This window comes from Variovorax sp. CCNWLW186 (assembly GCF_037203865.1).
GTDB lineage: Bacteria > Pseudomonadota > Gammaproteobacteria > Burkholderiales > Burkholderiaceae_C > Variovorax.
Genome location: NZ_JBBCBO010000018.1, coordinates 22,180 through 40,485 on the forward strand (window position 1 = coordinate 22,180; position 18,306 = coordinate 40,485).

The following is an 18,306-nucleotide window of genomic DNA, read 5'->3' on the forward strand; positions in this document are numbered from 1 at the left end:
GGCGCGTGGACGGCAGAAGCAGGAGGGACGAAGCGTATGCAGCCGATGCCCGGCGCCGCGTACACGCAGACCGGTTGACTGATATTTTTATGACCAGCCGGCTCGGGGTTTTGCCGGGGGTCAGGGTTGTATCAGGCGAGCAGTTCCGCCATCTTCGACAACGCCGCCTCGGGCGTCGGCGCAATGTGGATCGAGCAGGCCAGCATGAGGTTCAGCGGCTGTCCGAAGTCCTCGACCGCAATGCCGCTGCCGTTTTCGCGCAGCACGCCGGCCGGATCGACCGCGCATGGCAAGGCGGACCTGGCGCGGTCCGCATAGCTGCCTTCCGGAACGCCATAGGCCACGACCGGAATGCCGAGCGCCACCGCGGCGCCAACCTCGAACACCGTGCCCGAATCGGGCTCCAGTCCACGAAAGCACGCCAGATTGGCCACCACACCGTCGGCACCGCGAAGGCGCAGCATGTTGGCCTCGTAGATGCGCTTTTCGGGAGCTTCGGCGCTCAGCTCCTCGTTGCCGTCGGCCGGCAGCAGGGCCGCAAGCCCCAGCGCCTCGCAGGCCGCCGCAAGCCGCACGAAGTGGTCCCGCGCGTCGGGGCGAAAGACGTCGGGCCCCGCCAGGTAGATGCGCGGGCGTGACGGGGGTTGAGGGTCTTCTTTCATGGACTGGGCATTTTCAAGCCGCGGCAGCAACCGGCGTGTTCTGCGCCGTGCGAAGTCCGAACCGGTCTTGCGCCTGGTGCCGGTAAGCCGAGGGTGTCATGCCCTTGAGCTGAAGAAAACGCCGGTTGAAATTGGCGAGGTTCGAAAAGCCCACCTCATAGCAGATGTCGCTCACCAGCCGGTCGGAAACTTGCAGCATCTCGCAGGCTTTCGAAATGCGCAGACGGGTGACGAAGTCGGTGAACGTACTGCCCATGTGCTTGTGAAAGTAGCGCGAGAAGCTGCTTTCGGCCATGTTGGCCACCGCGCACACCGCCGGCAGCGAGAGGTCTTCGGTGAGGTGCTGGTCGAGGTAGTCGAGCACGCGGCGCATGCGCGAGTTGGCGCTCGGGTCTTCGCCCAGCGGGCCTGCGGCACTCGAAATCTGGCGATAGTCTTCCCAGTTGGCGAGCTCGTGCAGCAGGCCGATGAACTCCGACAGCCGGGCCAGGCCCTCCTGCGCCTGAACACGCGCAAAGCGCTCCCGCACGCGCTCGCCGATACCGAAGAACTCGACGCCGAGCTTCGCGCGGTCGAGCATCGGCAGCACCGCCTCCAGCTCGGGGAACAAGCCCACGCCCTTGCGCAGCGGTTCGTCGCGAAAATGAATGACCATGCTGCGATCGGCAATGCCCTCGGGCGGCACGCCGTCCGAGATCCAGGTGTGCGGCAGGCGCCCGCCCACAAGCGCAACGTAGCCGGGCTCGAAGCGTCCGATGTGGTTGCCGACATAGGCATCGCCGCTGCTGCGGTTGATGATCTGCAGTTCGTACTCGTCGTGGTAGTGCCAGCAGTCGAACGGCCAGGGCACGCCGTGCTGCAGGCAGCGCACGGAGCTCCCGCCCGCCGGCTCGAATCCGAGCCGCGGATCGCGCATCAGTTCATGTTCGAGTTCCGGCTTTCGCGCGGTGTGGTGTCTGCTCATGGCTTCTCTCGGGGGTGGCTTGCTTGCCTGTCAGGCCCTGTCGCCTTGCCAAGCCCGGCATCGGCCCGGCTGCGAAACTGCCGCGGCGTCACGCCGTTGCGCAACCTGAACCGGCGGCTGAAGTAAACCGCATCGCCAAAGCCGCACTGCCGCGCGATGTCGGCAATGCGCGCGTTCGACGTCAGCAGCAGTTCCTTCGCGCACTCCAGGCGGCGTTCGGTCACCAGTTCGGTGAAGGTGCGGTGGGTCTGCTTCTTGAGCAGGTGCGCAAGGTAGTTGGGCGACAGCATGGCGGCCGCGGCGGCATCGTTGAGCGACATCTCTTCGCCCAGGTGCTCGCGCACATAGCGCATCACGCGCTGGAGCGCATCGCGGCTCGAGCAGCGGCCGGTCCGCAGCGCGGCCTGCGCGAGCAGCTGCGCCTCGTGCCGGCTGCAGGCCAGGCCCATCAGCTGCAGCAGAATGCCGCGGATCGCGCCCACGCTGCCGAAGCGCCGCTCGCGGTTCAGCACGGCAAGCTCTTCGAGCCAGCCGAGGATGCGCGCGAAATCGGCGTCGCCGAAATGAAAGTCCATGTACTCCTGGAACAGGAAGGGCGCGAGCTCGGGCTGGCGCGACACGGGCACCTCTTCGAGGTCGAGCGCCTCGACCGGCAGCTCGGGCCAGAGAAACCCCTGGTCGAAGTTCACGATGGCATAGCGGGCGCCGGGGGGGTGCGGCACCACGTGCACGCGGTAGGGCAGCACAAAGCTCAGGTGCCCGGCAGTGAACGGGCGCACCGCCCCGCCCACCACCTGCTGCGAGCCGCCATGGATGCTGACCTGGATCTGGAAATACTCGTGCCGGTGCGGCCGCGCCAGCACGTCCCGCGCGCCTTCGAAGCGGATGTCGAAGTCGAGATGGTTCGCGCGCTCCTGCATGCCGTAGAGGCGAAGGCTGGATTGAAGGGCCGACATGGCGCGATGGTAAGCCTTTGCCCCGGGCCTGCCGAGCGGCGGCGGGTGTTGCTTGCGTCCTGTTTTTGCGTAGATGCGTGCGGTAGCGCCGCGCCAGCGCGCTCCAGAATGGCCCGGCTGGCCTCGGCCGGTTTTCATCGCCCAACAAAAGATTCAGGAGACAAAAATCATGTCCAGTTCACGACGCGGCCTGCTGGCCGGCTCTGCCGCCATGGCGGCCGGCGCAGTTGCCGGTTGCGCCCTGCCGGCCGGCGCATCGCGGGCGCCGCAAACGCCCTTCACGGTTGCGCAGACCACGGTTCCGATCGTCGGCAGCGAGCAGGCGTTTCCGGTGCGGCGCATCTACTGCATCGGCCGCAACTATGCGGCCCACGCGCGCGAAATGGGCTCCGACCCGACCCGCGAGCCGCCCTTCTTCTTCCAGAAGCCGGCGGATGCGATCCAGGTCGTGATGCCCGGCACCGTGGCCGACCATCCGTACCCGACGCTCACCAAGAACTATCACTACGAGGTGGAACTGGTCGTGGCCCTTGCCAAGGGCGGCCGCAACATCGCGCCCGCGGATGCGCTGGGCCTGGTCTATGGCTATTCGCTCGGCCTGGACATGACCCGCCGCGACCTGCAGCGCGAAATGGGCGACCAGAAAAAGCCCTGGGAAATCGGCAAGAGCTTCGACCATTCGGCGCCCATCGGCCCGATTCATCCGGTGGCGAAGGTCGGGCACTACACCGACGGGTCGATCTGGCTCAAGGTGAACGGCCAGACCAAGCAGAACGCCACGCTCAAGCACATGATCTGGTCGGTGGCCGAGCAGATCAGCCGCCTGTCGCAGGCGTTCGAGCTGATGCCCGGCGACATCATCTATTCGGGCACGCCGGAAAACGTGGGCCCTGTGGTGCGCGGCGACGTGATCGAGATCCACATCGACGGGCTGCCGAACCTTTCGGTCCGGATCGTCTGAGGAATTGGCCGGCTCAGCTGCCGGCCACCTTCATGCGGTTGACCAGCACCGAGCCCGTGGTCTTGGCGCCGAAGGTGTAGGCATCGGCGCCAATGGCCTCGATGCCCATCAGCATGTCCTTCAGGTTGCCGGCGATGGTGATCTCCTGCACCGGAAAGGCGATGCGCCCTTTCTCGACCCAGAAGCCGCTGGCACCGCGCGAATAGTCGCCGGTCACGTAGTTCACGCCCTGCCCCATCAGCTCGATCACGAAGAGGCCCGTGCCCAGCTTGGCGAGCATGGCGTCCAGGTCGTCGCCGGCCTTGGTGAGGCGGGAGCTCAGCGTGAGGTTGTGCGAGCCGCCGGCATTGCCGGTGGTCTTCATGCCGAGCTTGCGCGCCGAATAGGTCGACAGGAAGTAGCCTTCGAGCCGGCCGGCATCCACCACCTTGCGCGCGCGGGTTTTCACGCCTTCGTCGTCGAACGGCGAGCTGCCCTTGCCGCGCGGGATGTGCGGGTCTTCGGCCACGTCCACGTGCTTGGGCAGCACCGGTTTACCGAGCGAATCGAGCAGGAAGGTGCTCTTGCGGTAGAGCGCCCCGCCGCTCACGGCCTGCACCAGCCCGCCCAACAGGCCCACGGCCAGCGGCGACTCGAACAGCACCGGGCATTCGGTGGTCTTGATCTTGCGCGACTTCAGCCGGCTCAGCGCCCGCTCGGCGGCGTAACGGCCCACGGCTTGCGGGCTGGCCAGCTCGTCGGCCGAGCGCATGGAGCTGTACCAGGAGTCGCGCTGCATGTCGTCGCCCTTGCCGGCGATGGGCGCAACCGAAATCGAATGCCGCGAACTGGCGTAGCCGCCGCGGAAGCCGTGCGTGTGGGCGCTGAAAAAGTGGCTCTGCTGGGCCGAAACGCCCGCGCCTTCGCTGTTGGTGATGCGCTTGTCGGTCGAAAGCGCCGCGGCTTCGCATTCCAGCGCCAGCTTGGCGGCCTGCTCGCTCGTCACGTCCCAGGGATGGAACAGGTCGAGCTCCGGGTGGTCCTTGGCAATGTCTTCCTCGTCGGGAAGGCCGCTCACCGGGTCTTCGGCCGTGAAGCGGGCAATGTCGTAGGCCGCTTGCACGGTCTGGGCAATGGCCGCCTCCGAAAAGTCGGAGGTGCTGGCGTTGCCGCGGCGATGGCCCACGTAGACCGTGATGCCCAGCGACTTGTCGCGGTTGCGCTCCACGTTCTCAAGCTCGCCCTTGCGGACCGAGACACTGAGGCCGCAGCCCTCGGAGGCCTCGGCGCCGGCATCGGTGGCACCGAGCTTTTTGGCGTGGGCCAAGGCCGTGTCGACCAGGTTTTCGAAGAAGGAGCGGCTGTAGGCGAAGCCGGAATCGGCGCGCGAGGAAGATGTCGTCATGTGGTGGCTATGATACTTGCGCCCCCTATTTTCCGTTTCCCCGGCTCGCCCCTTTGCATTGCACGCGTTGCAACGCTGCACGTGGCGGCCCAGAATCCACCCCATGTCCCGCAAACCCAAAAAAGGCTATTTCGTCCGTGGCCAGTTCGTTGCCGAAGGCAGCGAGCTCGACCTGGAGCTCAAGCGCGAGCTCAAGGGAACCGACGAAGCCAGCCGCACCGACCTGAAGCGCGAAAGCGACGAACTGCAAAAGCTGGGCACCGAACTTCTCGGCCTGCGCGCCGGCCTGTTCGACGCGCTGCCGCTGGACGAAAAACTGATCGACGCCGTGGCCGAGGCCAAGCGCATCACCAATTTCGAGGGCAAGCGCCGCCAGATGCAGTTCATCGGCAAGCTGATGCGCAAGCTCGAACCCGAAGTGCTGGAGGCCGTGAAGCAGGCTCTGGCCGAGCAAAACACCGTGCCCGCGGCCGAAGCCGCCGCCCTGCACGAGGCCGAACGCTGGCGCGACCGGCTGATTGCCGACGACGACGCGCTGGGCGGTTGGATCGAAACCCACCCCGGCACCGATTCGCAACAACTGCGCGCCCTGGTGCGCCAGGCCCGCAAGGACCTGAAGGCCGGCCCGCCCGGAGAAGCGCCGCGCCAGGGCAAGGCTTACCGCGAGATCTTTCAGCTGGTGCGTGCGCAGCTGGCGGTGCATGGTGGGGCGGACCACGCTGCGGCGGCCGCCGCGCAGGACCGGGAAGAGGACGCATGAGCCACTTGCCTTTCTCCCTCCCTTCCCGGGCGAGGGCCGGGGTGGGGGCAAGCGGCGCATCCATCAGGCACCCTGGCTGCCCCATCCCAACCTTCCCCCGGAAGGGGAAGGAGCAACACCATGAGCACACCTGACTCCATCCGCATCGGCATCGTCTCCATCAGCGACCGCGCCTCCAGCGGCACCTACGAAGACAAGGGCCTGCCTTCGCTGAAAGAATGGCTCGGCCGCGCGCTGAAGAACCCGATCGATTTCGAAGCGCGGCTCATTCCCGACGAGGCGGCGCTCATCAGCGCCACACTCATCGAGCTGGTGGACGCCGGCTGCTCGCTGGTGCTGACCACCGGCGGCACCGGCCCCGCCCTGCGCGACGTCACGCCCGAAGCCACGCTGGCCGTCGCCCACAAGGAAATGCCCGGCTTCGGCGAGCAGATGCGGCAGATCAGCCTGCGCTTCGTGCCCACGGCCATCCTGTCGCGCCAGGTGGCGGTCATCCGCGACAAGAGCCTGATCATCAACCTGCCGGGGCAGCCGAAGTCGATTGCGGAAACGCTTGAAGGGCTGAAGGATGCCGACGGCAAGCAGGTCGTGCCGGGCATCTTCGCAGCGGTGCCGTACTGCATCGACCTGATTGGCGGCCCGTACCTCGAGACCGACGATTCGGTCTGCAAGGCCTTCAGGCCCAAGTCGGCGATCAGGAACTGAGAAGCCGGGCTTCGCGCCCGTCCTCCTCTTCGCGCCGGTGCGCCATGCGGTACAGCAGCGGCAGCACCAGCAACGTCAGAGCAGTCGACGACAGGATGCCGCCGATCACCACCGTCGCCAGCGGCCGCTGCACCTCGGCGCCGGTGCCGGTGGCAATCGCCATCGGCACGAAGCCCAGCGAAGCCACCAGCGCCGTCATCAGCACCGGCCGCAACCGCGTGAGCGCGCCTTCGCGGATCGCGGCATCGAGCGGCAGCCCACCCTCGCGCAGGTTGCGAATGAAAGAGATCATCACCAGCCCGTTGAGCACCGCCACGCCTGAGAGCGCGATAAAGCCCACCGCCGCCGAGATCGACAGCGGAATGCCGCGCAGCCACAGCGCCACGATGCCGCCCGTGAGTGCGAACGGAATGCCGGTGAACACCAGCAGGCCGTCCTTCAGGTTGCCGAACATCGCGAACAGCAGCGTGAACACCAGCAGCAGCGACACCGGCACCACCACCTGCAACCGCTCGGTGGCCGAGGCCAGGTTTTCGTATTGGCCGCCCCATGCGGTCCAGTAGCCCGGCGGAATGCTCACCTTGCGCATGGCTTCTTCGGCCTCGGCCACGAAGGACCCGAGGTCGCGGCCGCGCACGTTGGCGCTCACCACGATGCGTCGCTTGCCGTCTTCGCGGCTGACCTGGTTCGGGCCCGGCGCAAGCTCCAGCGTGGCCACTTCGCCCAGCGGGATGAAGCTGGTGCGCTGCTGAACCTCGGCGCCAGCGCCCCTGGGCAGTGCGATCGGCAAGCGCTTGATCGCCTCCAGGTCGGTGCGCAGGTTCTCGGGCAGGCGCACGAGGATGTCGAAGCGCCGGTCGCCCTCGAACAGCGTGCCCGCCTCGCGGCCGCCCACCGCAATGGAAATCGCGTCCTGCAGGTCGCCCACGTTGAGGCCGTAGCGCGCGGTCTTGTCGCGGTCGATGTTCACGGTGAGCATTGGCAGGCCGGTGGTCTGCTCGACCTTCACTTCTGCGGCACCTGAGATCTTGCTCAACGTTTCCGACACCTCGGCCGCCGTCTTGTCCAGCACCGCCATGTCGTCTCCGAAGATCTTCACGGCCACGTCGCTGCGCACACCCGAGATCAGTTCGTTGAAGCGCAACTGGATCGGCTGTGAGAACTCGTAGTTGTTGCCCGGCAGCTTTTCAACCTCTTCCTGCACGGCGGCGAGCAACTCGGCGCGCGTGCGGCGAGATGCACCTTGGGGCGCGGGCCACTCGCTCTCGGGCTTGAGCATGATGTAGCCGTCGGAGATGTTCGGCGGCATGGGGTCCGACGCAATCTCGGCCGTGCCGGTGCGCGCGAACACGCGCTCGATCTCCGGAAACTTTTCTTTCAGCGTGCGTTCGATCTGCTTTTGCATTTCGACCGACTGCGTGAGGCTGGTGCCCGGTATACGCAGCGCCTGCACCGCAAAGTCGCCCTCGCCCAGGCTCGGCACAAACTCCGTGCCCAGCCGCGTGGCCAGCAGGCCCGAAAGCACCACCGCGACACAAGCCATGGTGATGACCAGCGGTTTGGCCGTCATCACGCGCGCCAGCAGCGGCTCGTAGCCGCGCCTGGCCCACTGCATCAGGCGGTTTTCCTTCTCGCTCACCCTGTTGCCGATGAAGAGCGCCACGGCTGCCGGAATGAAAGTGATCGACAGGATCATCGCGCCCAGCAGTGCAATCACCACCGTGAAAGCCATCGGGTGGAACAGCTTGCCCTCCACGCCCGTGAGCGCAAAGATCGGCAGGTACACGATCATGATGATCAGCTGGCCGAACAACAGCGGGCGGCGCGCCTCCTGAGAGGCCGCGAACACTTCATGGAAGCGCTCGCTGCGTGTGAGCGGCCGCCCGAGCTTTGCCTGCGCATGCGCGAGGCGCCGCACGCAGTTCTCCACGATCACCACCGCTCCGTCGATGATGATGCCGAAGTCCAGCGCGCCCAGGCTCATGAGGTTGGCGCTGACCTTCTGGTTCACCATGCCGGTGAAGGTGAACAGCATCGACAGCGGAATGACCAGCGCCGTGATGAGCGCCGCGCGGATGTTGCCGAGAAAGAGAAACAGCACCGCGATGACCAGCACCGCGCCTTCGAAGAGGTTCTTCTTCACCGTGGCAATGGCCTTGTCGACCAGCACGGTGCGGTCGTACACCGTCACGGCCTTCACGCCCGCGGGCAAGGTGCGGTTGATCTCCTGCATCTTTTTATCGACCGCCTGCGACACGGTACGGCTGTTCTCGCCGATCAGCATGAACACCGTGCCCAGCACCACCTCGCGGCCGTTGTCGGTGGCCGCGCCGGTGCGCAGCTCCTGGCCGATGCCCACTTCGGCCACGTCCCGCACGCGCAGCGGAATTCCGTTGGCGTTGCCCAGGATCACGTTGCCGATGTCTTCGGCCGACTTGACCTGCCCCGGCGCACGAATGAGGTATTGCTCGCCGCGCTTCTCGATGTAGCCCGCGCCCACGTTGGCGTTGTTGCGCTCCAGCGCGGTGACCAGCTCGGTCATGGTGAGGCCGTGCGCCAGCAGCTTGGCCGGATCGGGCGCAACCTGAAACTCCTTGGCGTAGCCGCCGATGGAGTTGATCTCTGTCACGCCCTTCACGTTGCGCAGTTGCGGCTTGATGATCCAGTCCTGGATCTCGCGCAGGTCGGTCGGCGTGTAGGGCGTGCCGTCGGCCTTCTTTGCGCCCTCGTCTGCCTCCACCGTCCAGAGATAGATCTCGCCGAGGCCGGTCGAAATGGGCCCGATCACCGGCGAGATGCCGGCCGGCATGCTCTCGCGCGCCGACTGGATGCGCTCGTTCACCAACTGCCGCGCAAAGTAGATGTCGGTACCGTCCTCGAAGATCACCGTCACCTGCGAAAGGCCGTAGCGCGAGAGCGAGCGGGTCTGCTGCAGGCCGGGCAGGCCGGCCATCACCGTCTCGATGGGGTAGGTCACGCGCTGCTCCGCCTCGAGCGGCGAATAGCCGGGCGCGGCGGTGTTGATCTGCACCTGCACGTTGGTGATGTCGGGCACCGCGTCGATGGGCAGCTTCTGGTAGCTGAAGATGCCGAGCGCGGCCATGCCGAGCACGGCCAGCAAGACCAGCCAGCGCTGCTCGATGGAAAACCGGATGACTCGTTCGAACATGCGGCGTCCTCAGTGGGTGTGCGTGGCAGAGCTCTTGCCCTGCTGCGACTTGACGACGAAGCTGCCGCTGCCCGCATGGGCTGCGCCGGGCGCAAGGCCGTCCACGATCTCGATGCGCTGGCCGTCGCTGCGGCCGGTCTGCACATGCTGCGGCACAAAGCCGCCCGGCACGCGCAGGAACACGGTCGGTTTGTCTTCCACCGTTTGCACGGCTTCGGCCGACACCGCCACTGGGGCGTTCGCTTCGGACGAAACCAGTTCCACGTTCACGAACAGCCCCGGCCGCCACATTCGCTGCGGGTTGGTCAAGGTGACGCGAGCCGTGGCCGTGCGCGTTTGAGCGCCGATGAGCGAGCCCACGTACGACACCGTGCCGCTGGCCGCCTGCTCGAAGGCGCTCGAACGAATGGTCACCGGCTCGCCGATGCGCACCAGGTTCAGGTGGTTGGCGGCCACGCTGATCTCGGCCCACACGGTCGAAAGATCGGAAATGGTGAACACGCTGGCGTCTTCCTTCACCGCTTCGCCGAGCGAGATGTGCTTTTCGACCACCATGCCGTCGAACGGTGCGCGCAGCTCGTAGCGGCCGAGGGCCGACGAGGCCGGCGTGGCGCCCAGCGCCAGCAGCTTCTGGTTGGCGTTGGCCACGGCAATCTGCGCCTCCTGCATGGCCTGCTCCGCCTGCAGGTAGTCCTGCTGGGCGGAAATCTTTTCTTCCCACAGCTTCTTCTCGCGCTGGTAGGTGGTGCGGGCCAGCTCGAGCCGGCGCTGCGCCGTCTGCAGCTCGCTGCGCTGCTCCGACAGCGCCGGGCTGGAGAGCACCGCCAGCACCTGGCCGCGCTTCACTTCCTGCCCAAGGTTGGCCGATACGCTTTCGACCACGCCGCCCACGCGCGGCACCACATGGGCGGTTCGGTCCTCGTTGAACTTGATCTCGCCCGGCAGTTGCAGCAACGACTTGATGCGCGCGGGGCCGGCGCTCTCCACAGCCACGCCCGCGGCCTTGATCTGCTCGTCGGTGAAGGCGATCTTTCTCTCCTGCTCCTTGCGCTCTTCGTTGTGCCCTTCCTTGTGCCCTTCTGGGTGCTCGCCCTTCTTCTCGTCCTTGCCGGCCTCGCCGGAGGCGTGGCCATGCCCGTGGTCATGGTCATGGTCATGGCCCTTCTCTTCTCCCTTGCCTTCTTCCTCATGGTGCTCGCCTTCGGCATGCTCGGCCGCTTCCGAATGCCCCGAGCCTTCAGGCTTGGCCGGCGCGGTGCGCAAGATCAGCGCGCCTGCGGCGATGCCGGCGACCAGCACGGCCACGATCGCCATCCATTGCTTCTTGCCGATGCGCCTCGCGGGCGTGTTTCGCTCTTCCGTATTCATGATGTGGTTTCCTTGTCAGCGTGCGGCATCCGCCGTACGCGGGGTTTCGTCGGCCTCGGTGCCCAGCAGCCGGTCTAGCTCGCTGGCCGCGCGATGCGCGTCGGCCACGGCCATCAGGTACTGGTTACGCACCTGGAAGTGCGTGCGTTGCGCGTCGAGCGCTTCGAGAAAGCTGAACTTGCCGAGCTCGAAGCCCTTGGCGGCAGCCTTGTAGGCGGCCTCGGCGCCGGGCAGTGCATCGCGCTGCAGCGTCTCGGCGGCGGCGCGCGCCGAACGCAGGCGCTCGGTGGCTTGCGCCACATCGGCACCCAGCTGCAGCTCGGCCGTGGCAAGGTCGTCCCGCGCCTTCTCTTCGCGGCTCAGCGCCTCGGCCACGTTGCCGCGGTTGGTGTCGAAGATTGGCAGCGGTACCGACACGCCCACCACCACCTGGTTGCGGCCGTTGCTGCTGCCCATGCCTTCGTCGGCCGGCACACGCTTGGCGCCGAGCGACACGGTGACGTCGGGCACGCGCCGCGCCTGCTCCAGTTGCGAAAGCGCCTGGCGCCGCTCGACCTCGAGCCGTGCCTGGCGCAACATGGGCGCCGCGGCAAGCCGCCTCTCCACGTCCTGCGCCAGTGCAAGCGGTGGCAGCCGATCGACCGCACCCTGCGCCTGCGTGAAGCGCGGATCGGGGTTGCCCCACAGTGCGGCGAGCTGACGGCGCGCCGAGCGCAATGCGCCTTCGGCCTGCTGCAGTTCGACCCGGATGCCGGCCTCGGCCACGCGCGAGCGCGTCTCTTCGAGCGGCGGAACCTTGCCCGCCGCCACGCGGTTGGCGGCTGCGCGGGTGGCCGCTTGCGCAAGGCCCAACGAATCCTGCATCAGCCGCAGGCGCTCCTGCGCAGCCAGCACGTCGAAGAACAGCGTGATGGTCGATGCACGCAGCTCCGAACGCCGTGCAAGCAACGCCGATGCGGCCTGGTCGCGCGCACGTTCGGCCGCCGCCACGCGGGCTGCGCGCTTGCCGCCCAGCTCGACGGGCTGGCTCAGCAGCAGCGTGGTGGTGCGGTTGCCCCCGCGCAGGTCTTCCACCTGCGCCTCGAGCACGGGGTTGGGCCATGCGCCCGCCTGCAGCACGGCGGCATCGCTGGCCTCCTGCTCACGCGCGGCGGACGAAAGCCCGGGGTTGGCCCGCTGTGCGAGCGCGATGGCGCTGCGCAGGTCCAGCGGGCCCGCAGGCTCCACTGTTCTTGCAGCAGCCTGCCGCAGCAGCGGCGAAGGATTGGAACCGGCATCGGTTTGTGAAAATGCCGGGGGCGCCGCCAAGGCCATGACGGCCAGCGGCACGAAGAGCGTGCGCATCGAATTCTCCTGGGTTGCAAAACAACGGGCGAGGGAATTCGGCGAGAGCTCAGCTGATGCGGGGTATCAGGGGTAAGGGTTGTCTCTCGCCGAATCAAGCGGCGAGAGGTCTTGCAGGGCGCACAGGCACTTCGGAGATATGCGAGACAAAGTGCTCCGCTCGCATGACACGCAATGCCCGCGCGAGCGCAGGCAGGCCTTGCCCCTGCTCTGCCGCTGACGGCAGATGCTGCGCATGGCCCAGGTGGCAGGCCGCGCAGTCTCCCAGCACGGCATTCGGTTGCGTGCCCGGGCTCTTCTGCGTGTCGTCGGCACGGGTACCGCCGTGGCTGCCCGCCTCGGACGGGTGCTCGTGGTGGCCCCAATGGCGGGGCTGCACATCGCGCTCGTGCTGGCAATACGCCGCAGATGCCGCCCAGCTGAACTGGAACGGCAGCAGGAACAGCAAGAAGATCTGGAGCCAGCGGCGCATGGTTCCAAAAGTATATCGGCGGCACGTGGCACGGCTCCTGCATTGCCCCTTCGAGTCGCAGGCCCGCGGCGCAATGTATGACACGGGGCCGGCGCCCAGTCCGTCGTTCGAAACGACAGGTTCGCACCCGCCTTCCACCCACCCCCCAACTAACATCCGTCGATGCGAATTCTGGTCATTGAGGGCGAGCCCCAGCTCGGCGATGAGCTGAAGAAGGGCCTGGAGGAAAACGGGTACGCAGCCGACATTGCGCGCGATGGCGCCAAGGGCCGCTACCTTTCCGCGCAGCACGACTACGCGTTGATCCTTCTCGACGCGGTGCTTCCCGGTGCCGACGGCTTTGCGCTGCTGCGCGCGCTGCGGCGGACCAGCACCGTGCCCGTGCTGGTGCTCACGGCGCGGGACAAGGTCGAAGACCGCGTGAACGGCCTGCGGCTGGGCGCAGACGATTACCTGGTGAAGCCCTTCGCCTTGCCGGAACTGCTGGCGCGCGTACGCACCCTGGTTCAACGCGGCAAGCCGAACGAGCCGACCACCTTCCGGCTGGCCGACCTGGAACTCGACCTTGCAAGCGGCAAGTGCGTTCGCAACCATCAGCGCATCGAACTTACGGCAAAGGAGTCCGCGCTGCTGGCGGTGCTACTGCGCAACAGGGGGCACATCGTCTCGCGCAGCACGCTCGCCGAAGAGGTGTGGGACAGCACACTCGACAGCGACACCAATGTGCTCGAAGTCGCCATTCGCAGGCTGCGCGCCAAGATCGACGATCCTTTCGACCTGAAGCTGCTGCACACCGTGCGCGGCAGCGGCTACGTGCTCGAAGACCGTTCCTGGCCTTGAACACGCATGCTGGGCCGTACCCGCTGTTGACTAGGGCTCTGCGCGGGCCGGCGTTTCGTCTGCGGCGGCGGGCGCCTTGGTGCGGCCCATCACCAGGTTGATCAGCGGCCCCGTCATCGCGGTAGTCACCAGCGCCATCACCAGCAGCATGGTGAAGAGCTCGGGCCCGATCAAGCCGGCGTCCAGGCCGATCTTCATCACGATGAGCTCCATCAGCCCGCGCGCATTCATGAGCGAACCGGTGGCAAGGCTGTCGCGCCATCCGTAGCCCGCCATGCGCGCGCCGATGGCCCCACCGGCCAGCTTGCCGATGGTGGCCACGCCGACGATCAGCAGCATTGCGCCCACGCTCGCGCCCGTAAAGGCATTGGCGGTGGTTCCCAGCCCCGCCAGCGCGAAGAACAGCGGCATCAGCACCACGATGGAAATCGGCTCAATGCGCTCGGTGAGCGAGTTCAGCAAACGGTCGTCGCGCGGCAGGCAGGCGCCGAACAGGAACGCGCCGAACACGGCATGCAGGTGCAGCCATTCGGTTGCCAGTGCGCACACCAGGAGGCCGATCATCAGCGAAGCCATCATGGTGGTCGAAGGCTCGCCGTTGGGTGCGCGCGTGCGCAGCAGCCATGCGAAGGCCGGCTTCATGCCGAAGAACAGCACGGCCAGCAGCACCACCACGCCGGCGGTGGTCTTGAGCAGGCCGGTATAGCCCTCCCCCGCGCCCGCGAGGGCCACCACCAGCGCCAGCAAGATCCACGCGAACACGTCGACCACCGCCGCCGCGCTCAGCGAAAGCTGGCCGAACGGCGTGCGCGTGAGCCCGCGGTCTTTCAGGATGCGCGCCATGACAGGAAACGCGGTTATCGAAAGCGCCGCCGCCATGAACAGCGCAAACGGCCAGAAGCCCACCCCCGCCGGCGCCAGCGACGGATGCAAGGCCGGCGAGATCGCAATGCCCAGCACCATCGGCACGGCAACGCTGAGCGTCCCCACGTAGCCGGCCGCTTTCAGCTGCGCGCGCACGCCCTGCGCGGCCCGCAGTTCGAGCCCCACCACGAACATGAAGAGCACCAGGCCCACCGTCGAAAGCGACGACAGCCCCTCGAGGTGGCTCTTGGAGAAAAGCTGCGCATGCAGCGAAGGAAACAGCGCCCCCATGACCACCGGCCCGAGCATGAGGCCGGCCGCCATTTCGCCGACCACGCTCGGCTGGCCCACATGGCGAAGCACCCAGCCGCAGATGCGCGCGGTGCTCAGGATGACGATGAGTTGCAGCAGGAGAGAGGTGGCGGACATGGACCAGAGCGCGGGTGAAGGGGAATACGCGATGTTAGTTTTGTTCAGGCGCTTCGAACCAACGATCGGCCCATTGATTGAGCGGCTTGAGCCGCTTGACGAGTTCACCGCCCGATTCGGTCAGCACGTAGCCCGCGTCGGCCAGCGCAACGATGCCGCCCGCGCGCAGTTCCTTGAGCCGGTCGTTCAACACCGAGGGCGACATGTCACCCGTGCTCACACGCAAGGCCCTGAAGCTTTGCGGCATGCCATCGCGCAGTTCCCACAAGATGCGCAGCGTGCCCTTGCGGCCCAGTTGCTCGAGCAGCCGCATCACCGGTCGGCGCGATGCAGCAGGGGCCATTGGTTCATGCGGGGCTTCGGCTTTGCTCATGAGGCGAGTTTCAAAAAATCAGGTCCCGGGCTTCTCTTGCGCTACGCATTTCGTAGCGATAGACTGCAAACGTCGCTACGCTTTTCGTAGCGATTTGAACCGCATTCTACGAAGGATTCGACCATGACGACCCTCGCGGCAACAGACAACAGCGCGCCCCGCATCCGGCCGCTCGAAGCGCCTTACCCCGAACCGATTGCCGACCTGCTGGCGCGAATGAACCCGCCCGGAAGAGCAGAAGTTCTAGCGCTGTTCCGCGTGCTGGCCATCAACCCCGAACTGGCCGAGCGCACGCTGGGGCTCGGCCGCTATCTTCTCGGCCGCAAAGCCGCAATCGACCTGCGCGACCGCGAGGTGGTGATCACGCGCGTGTGCGCGCGCTGCGGCGCGGAGTACGAATGGGGTGTGCACATCGCGGCCTTTGGCGATGCAGCCGGTTTCAGCGCCACCGACAGGCGCGTGATGGCCTCGGTCACCGAAGACCTCGAACTGCTCGCACCCCGGGACCGCCTGCTGGTCCAGCTGGTCGATCAGCTGCACGACACCAGCCATGTGGACGATGCACTCTGGGAGGCACTGACCGCCCACTGGAGCCCACCGCAGCTCATCGAGCTGATGATGCTTGCGGGCTGGTACCACGCCGTGAGCTACGTGTGCAACGCGGCGCGCGTGCCGCTTGAAAAATGGGCCGCACGCTGGTGAGGCCAGGCTTTCGATCGCCTGCTCCCCGGTAGCCTCAGCCGCCGTCACTCGCCTTCGGCATGCGCATCAACCGCAGTCCGTTGGCCACCACCAGCAGGCTCGCCCCCATGTCCGCGAACACCGCCATCCACATGGTCGCGCTGCCGAACACCGCAAGCACGAAGAACACGCCCTTGATGCCCAGCGCCAGGGTGATGTTCTGCCACAGCACCGAGTGCGCCCGGCGCGACAGGCGAATGGTCTCGGGCAGGCGGCGCAGGTCGTCGTTCATGATGACCACGTCCGCCGCCTCCATGGCCGTGTCGGTGCCGGCGCCGCCCATTGCAAAGCCGATGTCCGCCTGGGCGAGCGCGGGCGCATCGTTGATGCCGTCGCCCACCATGCCGGCAACGCCGTGGCGCTGCTGGAGCGCCTTGACGGCGTCGAGTTTTTCTTCGGGCAGCAGGTTGCCGCGCACGTCGTCGATGCCCGCATGCGCGCCGATGGCCCGGGCCGTGGCGGCGTTGTCGCCGGTCAGCATCACGGGCGTGACGCCGAGCGCGCGAAGCTCGGCCATGGCGGCCTGCGATGACGGCTTGATGGTGTCGGCCACCGCAAACAGCGCAAGCACCTCCTGGCCGGAGGCCAGCAGCGTGACGGTGCGCCCGGCTTCTTCATGGCGCTTCAGCTCGGCTTCGAGCGCCGGGGTGCACAGCCCCCGCTCCTCGATCAACCGATGGTTGCCGAGCACATAGGCTTGGCCCCCGTGCGTGGCCTGTACGCCGCGCCCCGGCAGGGCCGTGAAGTCTCCGACCTCCAGCGCTTCGATCTCCAGGCCTTCGGCAATGGCCTTGGACACGGGGTGATCAGAACGGCTTGCGATGCTTGCCGCAACCGCAAAGACCGCATCCTTGTCAGCCGCAGCCCCGATCAGGCTCGATTCGACCAGCCGCGGCTTGCCTTCGGTGATGGTGCCCGTCTTGTCGAGCGCCACCGCCTTCAGCTTGCGCGCCTCTTCGAGGTAGGTGCCGCCCTTGATCAGAATGCCGCGCCGCGCGGCCGAGGCCAGCGCGCTCACCACGGTGACGGGCGTCGAGATGACCAGCGCGCAAGGGCACGCGATGACCAGCAGCACCAGCGCCTTGTAGATGGCCTGCAGCCAGGTCCACCCCATGAGCCAGGGCGTGAGCACCGCCACGGCAATGGCCAGCACGAAGACAGCAGGCGTATAGACCGACGCGAACTTGTCGACAAAGCGCTGCGTGGGCGCGCGCGATCCTTGCGCCTCTTCGACCGCATGGATGATGCGGGCCAGCGTGGTGTTGGCTGCCACCGCCGTCACGCGGAATTCAAGCGCGGCCGTCTGGTTGATGGTGCCCGCGAACACCGCATCGCCTGCCGACTTGTCGACCGGAATGCTCTCGCCGGTGACGGGTGCCTGGTCGATGGCGCTGGTGCCTTGGGTGACGACGCCGTCCAGCGGCACGCGCTCGCCGGGGCGGATGCGCACAACGGCGCCCAGCGCCACGGTGTCGGCCTTCGCCGTCTTCCAGCTGCCGTCGGGCTGTCGCACCTCGGCCTGCTCGGGCGCCAGCGCCAGCAGCCCCTGGATGGCATTGCGCGCGCGATCGACGGCGCGTGCCTCGATCATTTCGGCAATGGCATAGAGCGCCATCACCATCGCGGCCTCTGGCCATTGGCCTATCAGGAAGGCACCCGTCACGGCCACGGCCATCAGTGCATTGATGTTCAGCCGCCCGCGCACCAGTGCCGCAAAGCCCTTCTTGTAGGTATCGAGCCCGGCCAGGCCGATGGCGGCAAGCGCAAGCGCCATCTCCATCGCGGTGAAGCCGGCCCCCTCGGGCGCGAGAAAGGAAATCGTCTCGGCCGCGATGGCCAGCACCAGCGCGGCAACCAGCCGCATGAGTTCCGGCGTCATGAAGCCGGTGGCGCGCGCCGTTCCGTCGGCGGCAGGCTGCCCGCCCGCCACCTCGTTCAGCGGCTCGGGCTTGAACCCCGCCTTGCGAATGGCTGCCAGCGCATCGGGCAACGTGGCCTCATCGGCCGTAATGGCCATGGTGCGTTCGCCCAGCCGGAAGCGCAGCCCGCTGATGCCGCGAACGGGCTCGAGCGCGCGCCGGATTTCGGACTCTTCCACTGCGCAGTCCATCGTGGGAATACGAAAGAGCAAGGCGCCCTTCGGAACATCGGCGGTGTCGACAGCGGCAATGGGGGCGGTGGTCGTTGATCCACACGCGGAGTTGCCGCAGCAGGCCGTTTCGGCAGGCGCGTGGGCGTGCGGCGCCAAGGGTTTCAGGGCATTCTGGTTCGTCATGAAGACAATTGGAAACCCTGAAGCAGGTGTAGAGTCAAA

Annotated in this window: 16 protein-coding genes; 5 read left to right on the forward strand and 11 right to left on the reverse strand. The window is 66.9% G+C overall.

Annotated elements, in window-relative coordinates; translation table 11 throughout:
* Nucleotides 1-131 precede the first annotated feature (131 nt).
* The 3 genes from V9K97_RS19800 to V9K97_RS19810 are packed head-to-tail and all read right to left on the reverse strand — an operon-like array spanning nucleotide 132 to nucleotide 2,546.
* The gene (locus V9K97_RS19800; RefSeq protein WP_258508051.1) at nucleotides 132-662 is read right to left on the reverse strand and encodes a nucleoside 2-deoxyribosyltransferase; all 531 of its coding nucleotides are present in this window, start codon (nucleotides 660-662) and stop codon (nucleotides 132-134) included.
* Between the two features lie 13 nt (nucleotides 663-675).
* Entirely contained in the window at nucleotides 676-1,626 is a 951-nt protein-coding gene (locus V9K97_RS19805; RefSeq protein WP_337298765.1) for an AraC family transcriptional regulator, read from the reverse strand.
* Nucleotides 1,623-2,546: a helix-turn-helix transcriptional regulator gene (locus V9K97_RS19810; RefSeq protein ID WP_337320217.1), complete on the reverse strand. Its 924-nt coding sequence runs from the start codon at nucleotides 2,544-2,546 to the stop codon at nucleotides 1,623-1,625. The genes V9K97_RS19805 and V9K97_RS19810 overlap by 4 nt, the downstream gene beginning before the upstream one ends.
* A gap of 205 nt (nucleotides 2,547-2,751) precedes the next feature.
* On the opposite strand from V9K97_RS19810, the gene V9K97_RS19815 reads away from it, so the two are divergent.
* A complete protein-coding gene (locus V9K97_RS19815; RefSeq protein WP_258501347.1) occupies nucleotides 2,752-3,543 on the forward strand; it encodes a fumarylacetoacetate hydrolase family protein in 792 nt (263 codons plus the stop codon).
* 13 nt (nucleotides 3,544-3,556) lie between these two features.
* Here V9K97_RS19815 and pmbA read toward each other — a convergent pair whose 3' ends face one another.
* The gene (pmbA, locus tag V9K97_RS19820; protein ID WP_337320137.1) at nucleotides 3,557-4,927 is read right to left on the reverse strand and encodes a metalloprotease PmbA; all 1,371 of its coding nucleotides are present in this window, start codon (nucleotides 4,925-4,927) and stop codon (nucleotides 3,557-3,559) included.
* Nucleotides 4,928-5,030: 103 nt separating this feature from the next.
* On the opposite strand from pmbA, the gene yjgA reads away from it, so the two are divergent.
* Together yjgA and mog are read left to right on the forward strand one after the other, a co-directional pair.
* Nucleotides 5,031-5,687 (forward strand): ribosome biogenesis factor YjgA, encoded by a 657-nt coding sequence (yjgA, locus tag V9K97_RS19825; RefSeq protein ID WP_258508052.1) that lies wholly within the window; start codon nucleotides 5,031-5,033, stop codon nucleotides 5,685-5,687.
* Nucleotides 5,688-5,807: 120 nt separating this feature from the next.
* The gene (gene mog, locus V9K97_RS19830; RefSeq protein ID WP_337320139.1) at nucleotides 5,808-6,392 is read left to right on the forward strand and encodes a molybdopterin adenylyltransferase; all 585 of its coding nucleotides are present in this window, start codon (nucleotides 5,808-5,810) and stop codon (nucleotides 6,390-6,392) included.
* Here mog and V9K97_RS19835 read toward each other — a convergent pair.
* The 4 genes from V9K97_RS19835 to V9K97_RS19850 form a co-directional block, all read right to left on the reverse strand.
* Nucleotides 6,382-9,561, reverse strand: a complete 3,180-nt coding sequence (locus tag V9K97_RS19835) for an efflux RND transporter permease subunit (RefSeq protein WP_337320141.1) — start codon at nucleotides 9,559-9,561, stop codon at nucleotides 6,382-6,384. The genes mog and V9K97_RS19835 overlap by 11 nt on opposite strands.
* Nucleotides 9,562-9,570: 9 nt before the next feature.
* Entirely contained in the window at nucleotides 9,571-10,929 is a 1,359-nt protein-coding gene (locus V9K97_RS19840; protein ID WP_337320142.1) for an efflux RND transporter periplasmic adaptor subunit, read from the reverse strand.
* 15 nt (nucleotides 10,930-10,944) lie between these two features.
* A complete protein-coding gene (locus V9K97_RS19845; protein WP_337320144.1) occupies nucleotides 10,945-12,273 on the reverse strand; it encodes a TolC family protein in 1,329 nt (442 codons plus the stop codon).
* A 94-nt stretch (nucleotides 12,274-12,367) separates the two neighbouring features.
* Complete coding sequence (locus tag V9K97_RS19850) at nucleotides 12,368-12,745, reverse strand: hypothetical protein (RefSeq protein ID WP_258501355.1); 378 nt, start codon at nucleotides 12,743-12,745, stop codon at nucleotides 12,368-12,370.
* 162 nt (nucleotides 12,746-12,907) lie between these two features.
* Here V9K97_RS19850 and V9K97_RS19855 point away from each other — a divergent pair, with 162 nt between their 5' ends.
* The gene (locus tag V9K97_RS19855; RefSeq protein ID WP_337320146.1) at nucleotides 12,908-13,585 is read left to right on the forward strand and encodes a winged helix-turn-helix domain-containing protein; all 678 of its coding nucleotides are present in this window, start codon (nucleotides 12,908-12,910) and stop codon (nucleotides 13,583-13,585) included.
* Nucleotides 13,586-13,615: 30 nt separating this feature from the next.
* Here V9K97_RS19855 and V9K97_RS19860 read toward each other — a convergent pair whose 3' ends face one another.
* Both V9K97_RS19860 and V9K97_RS19865 read right to left on the reverse strand, forming a co-directional pair.
* On the reverse strand, nucleotides 13,616-14,878 hold the full coding sequence (locus V9K97_RS19860; RefSeq protein WP_337320148.1) for a cation:proton antiporter: 1,263 nt from the start codon (nucleotides 14,876-14,878) through the stop codon (nucleotides 13,616-13,618).
* Nucleotides 14,879-14,912: 34 nt separating this feature from the next.
* Nucleotides 14,913-15,251 (reverse strand): winged helix-turn-helix transcriptional regulator, encoded by a 339-nt coding sequence (locus V9K97_RS19865; RefSeq protein WP_337320149.1) that lies wholly within the window; start codon nucleotides 15,249-15,251, stop codon nucleotides 14,913-14,915.
* A 123-nt stretch (nucleotides 15,252-15,374) separates the two neighbouring features.
* On the opposite strand from V9K97_RS19865, the gene V9K97_RS19870 reads away from it, so the two are divergent.
* Nucleotides 15,375-15,953 (forward strand): carboxymuconolactone decarboxylase family protein, encoded by a 579-nt coding sequence (locus tag V9K97_RS19870; protein ID WP_337298756.1) that lies wholly within the window; start codon nucleotides 15,375-15,377, stop codon nucleotides 15,951-15,953.
* A gap of 34 nt (nucleotides 15,954-15,987) precedes the next feature.
* Here the strand turns inward: V9K97_RS19870 and V9K97_RS19875 are convergent, their stop codons facing one another.
* Nucleotides 15,988-18,267, reverse strand: coding sequence for a heavy metal translocating P-type ATPase (locus tag V9K97_RS19875; protein ID WP_337320151.1), 2,280 nt, complete (start codon nucleotides 18,265-18,267; stop codon nucleotides 15,988-15,990).
* Nucleotides 18,268-18,306 lie beyond the last annotated feature (39 nt).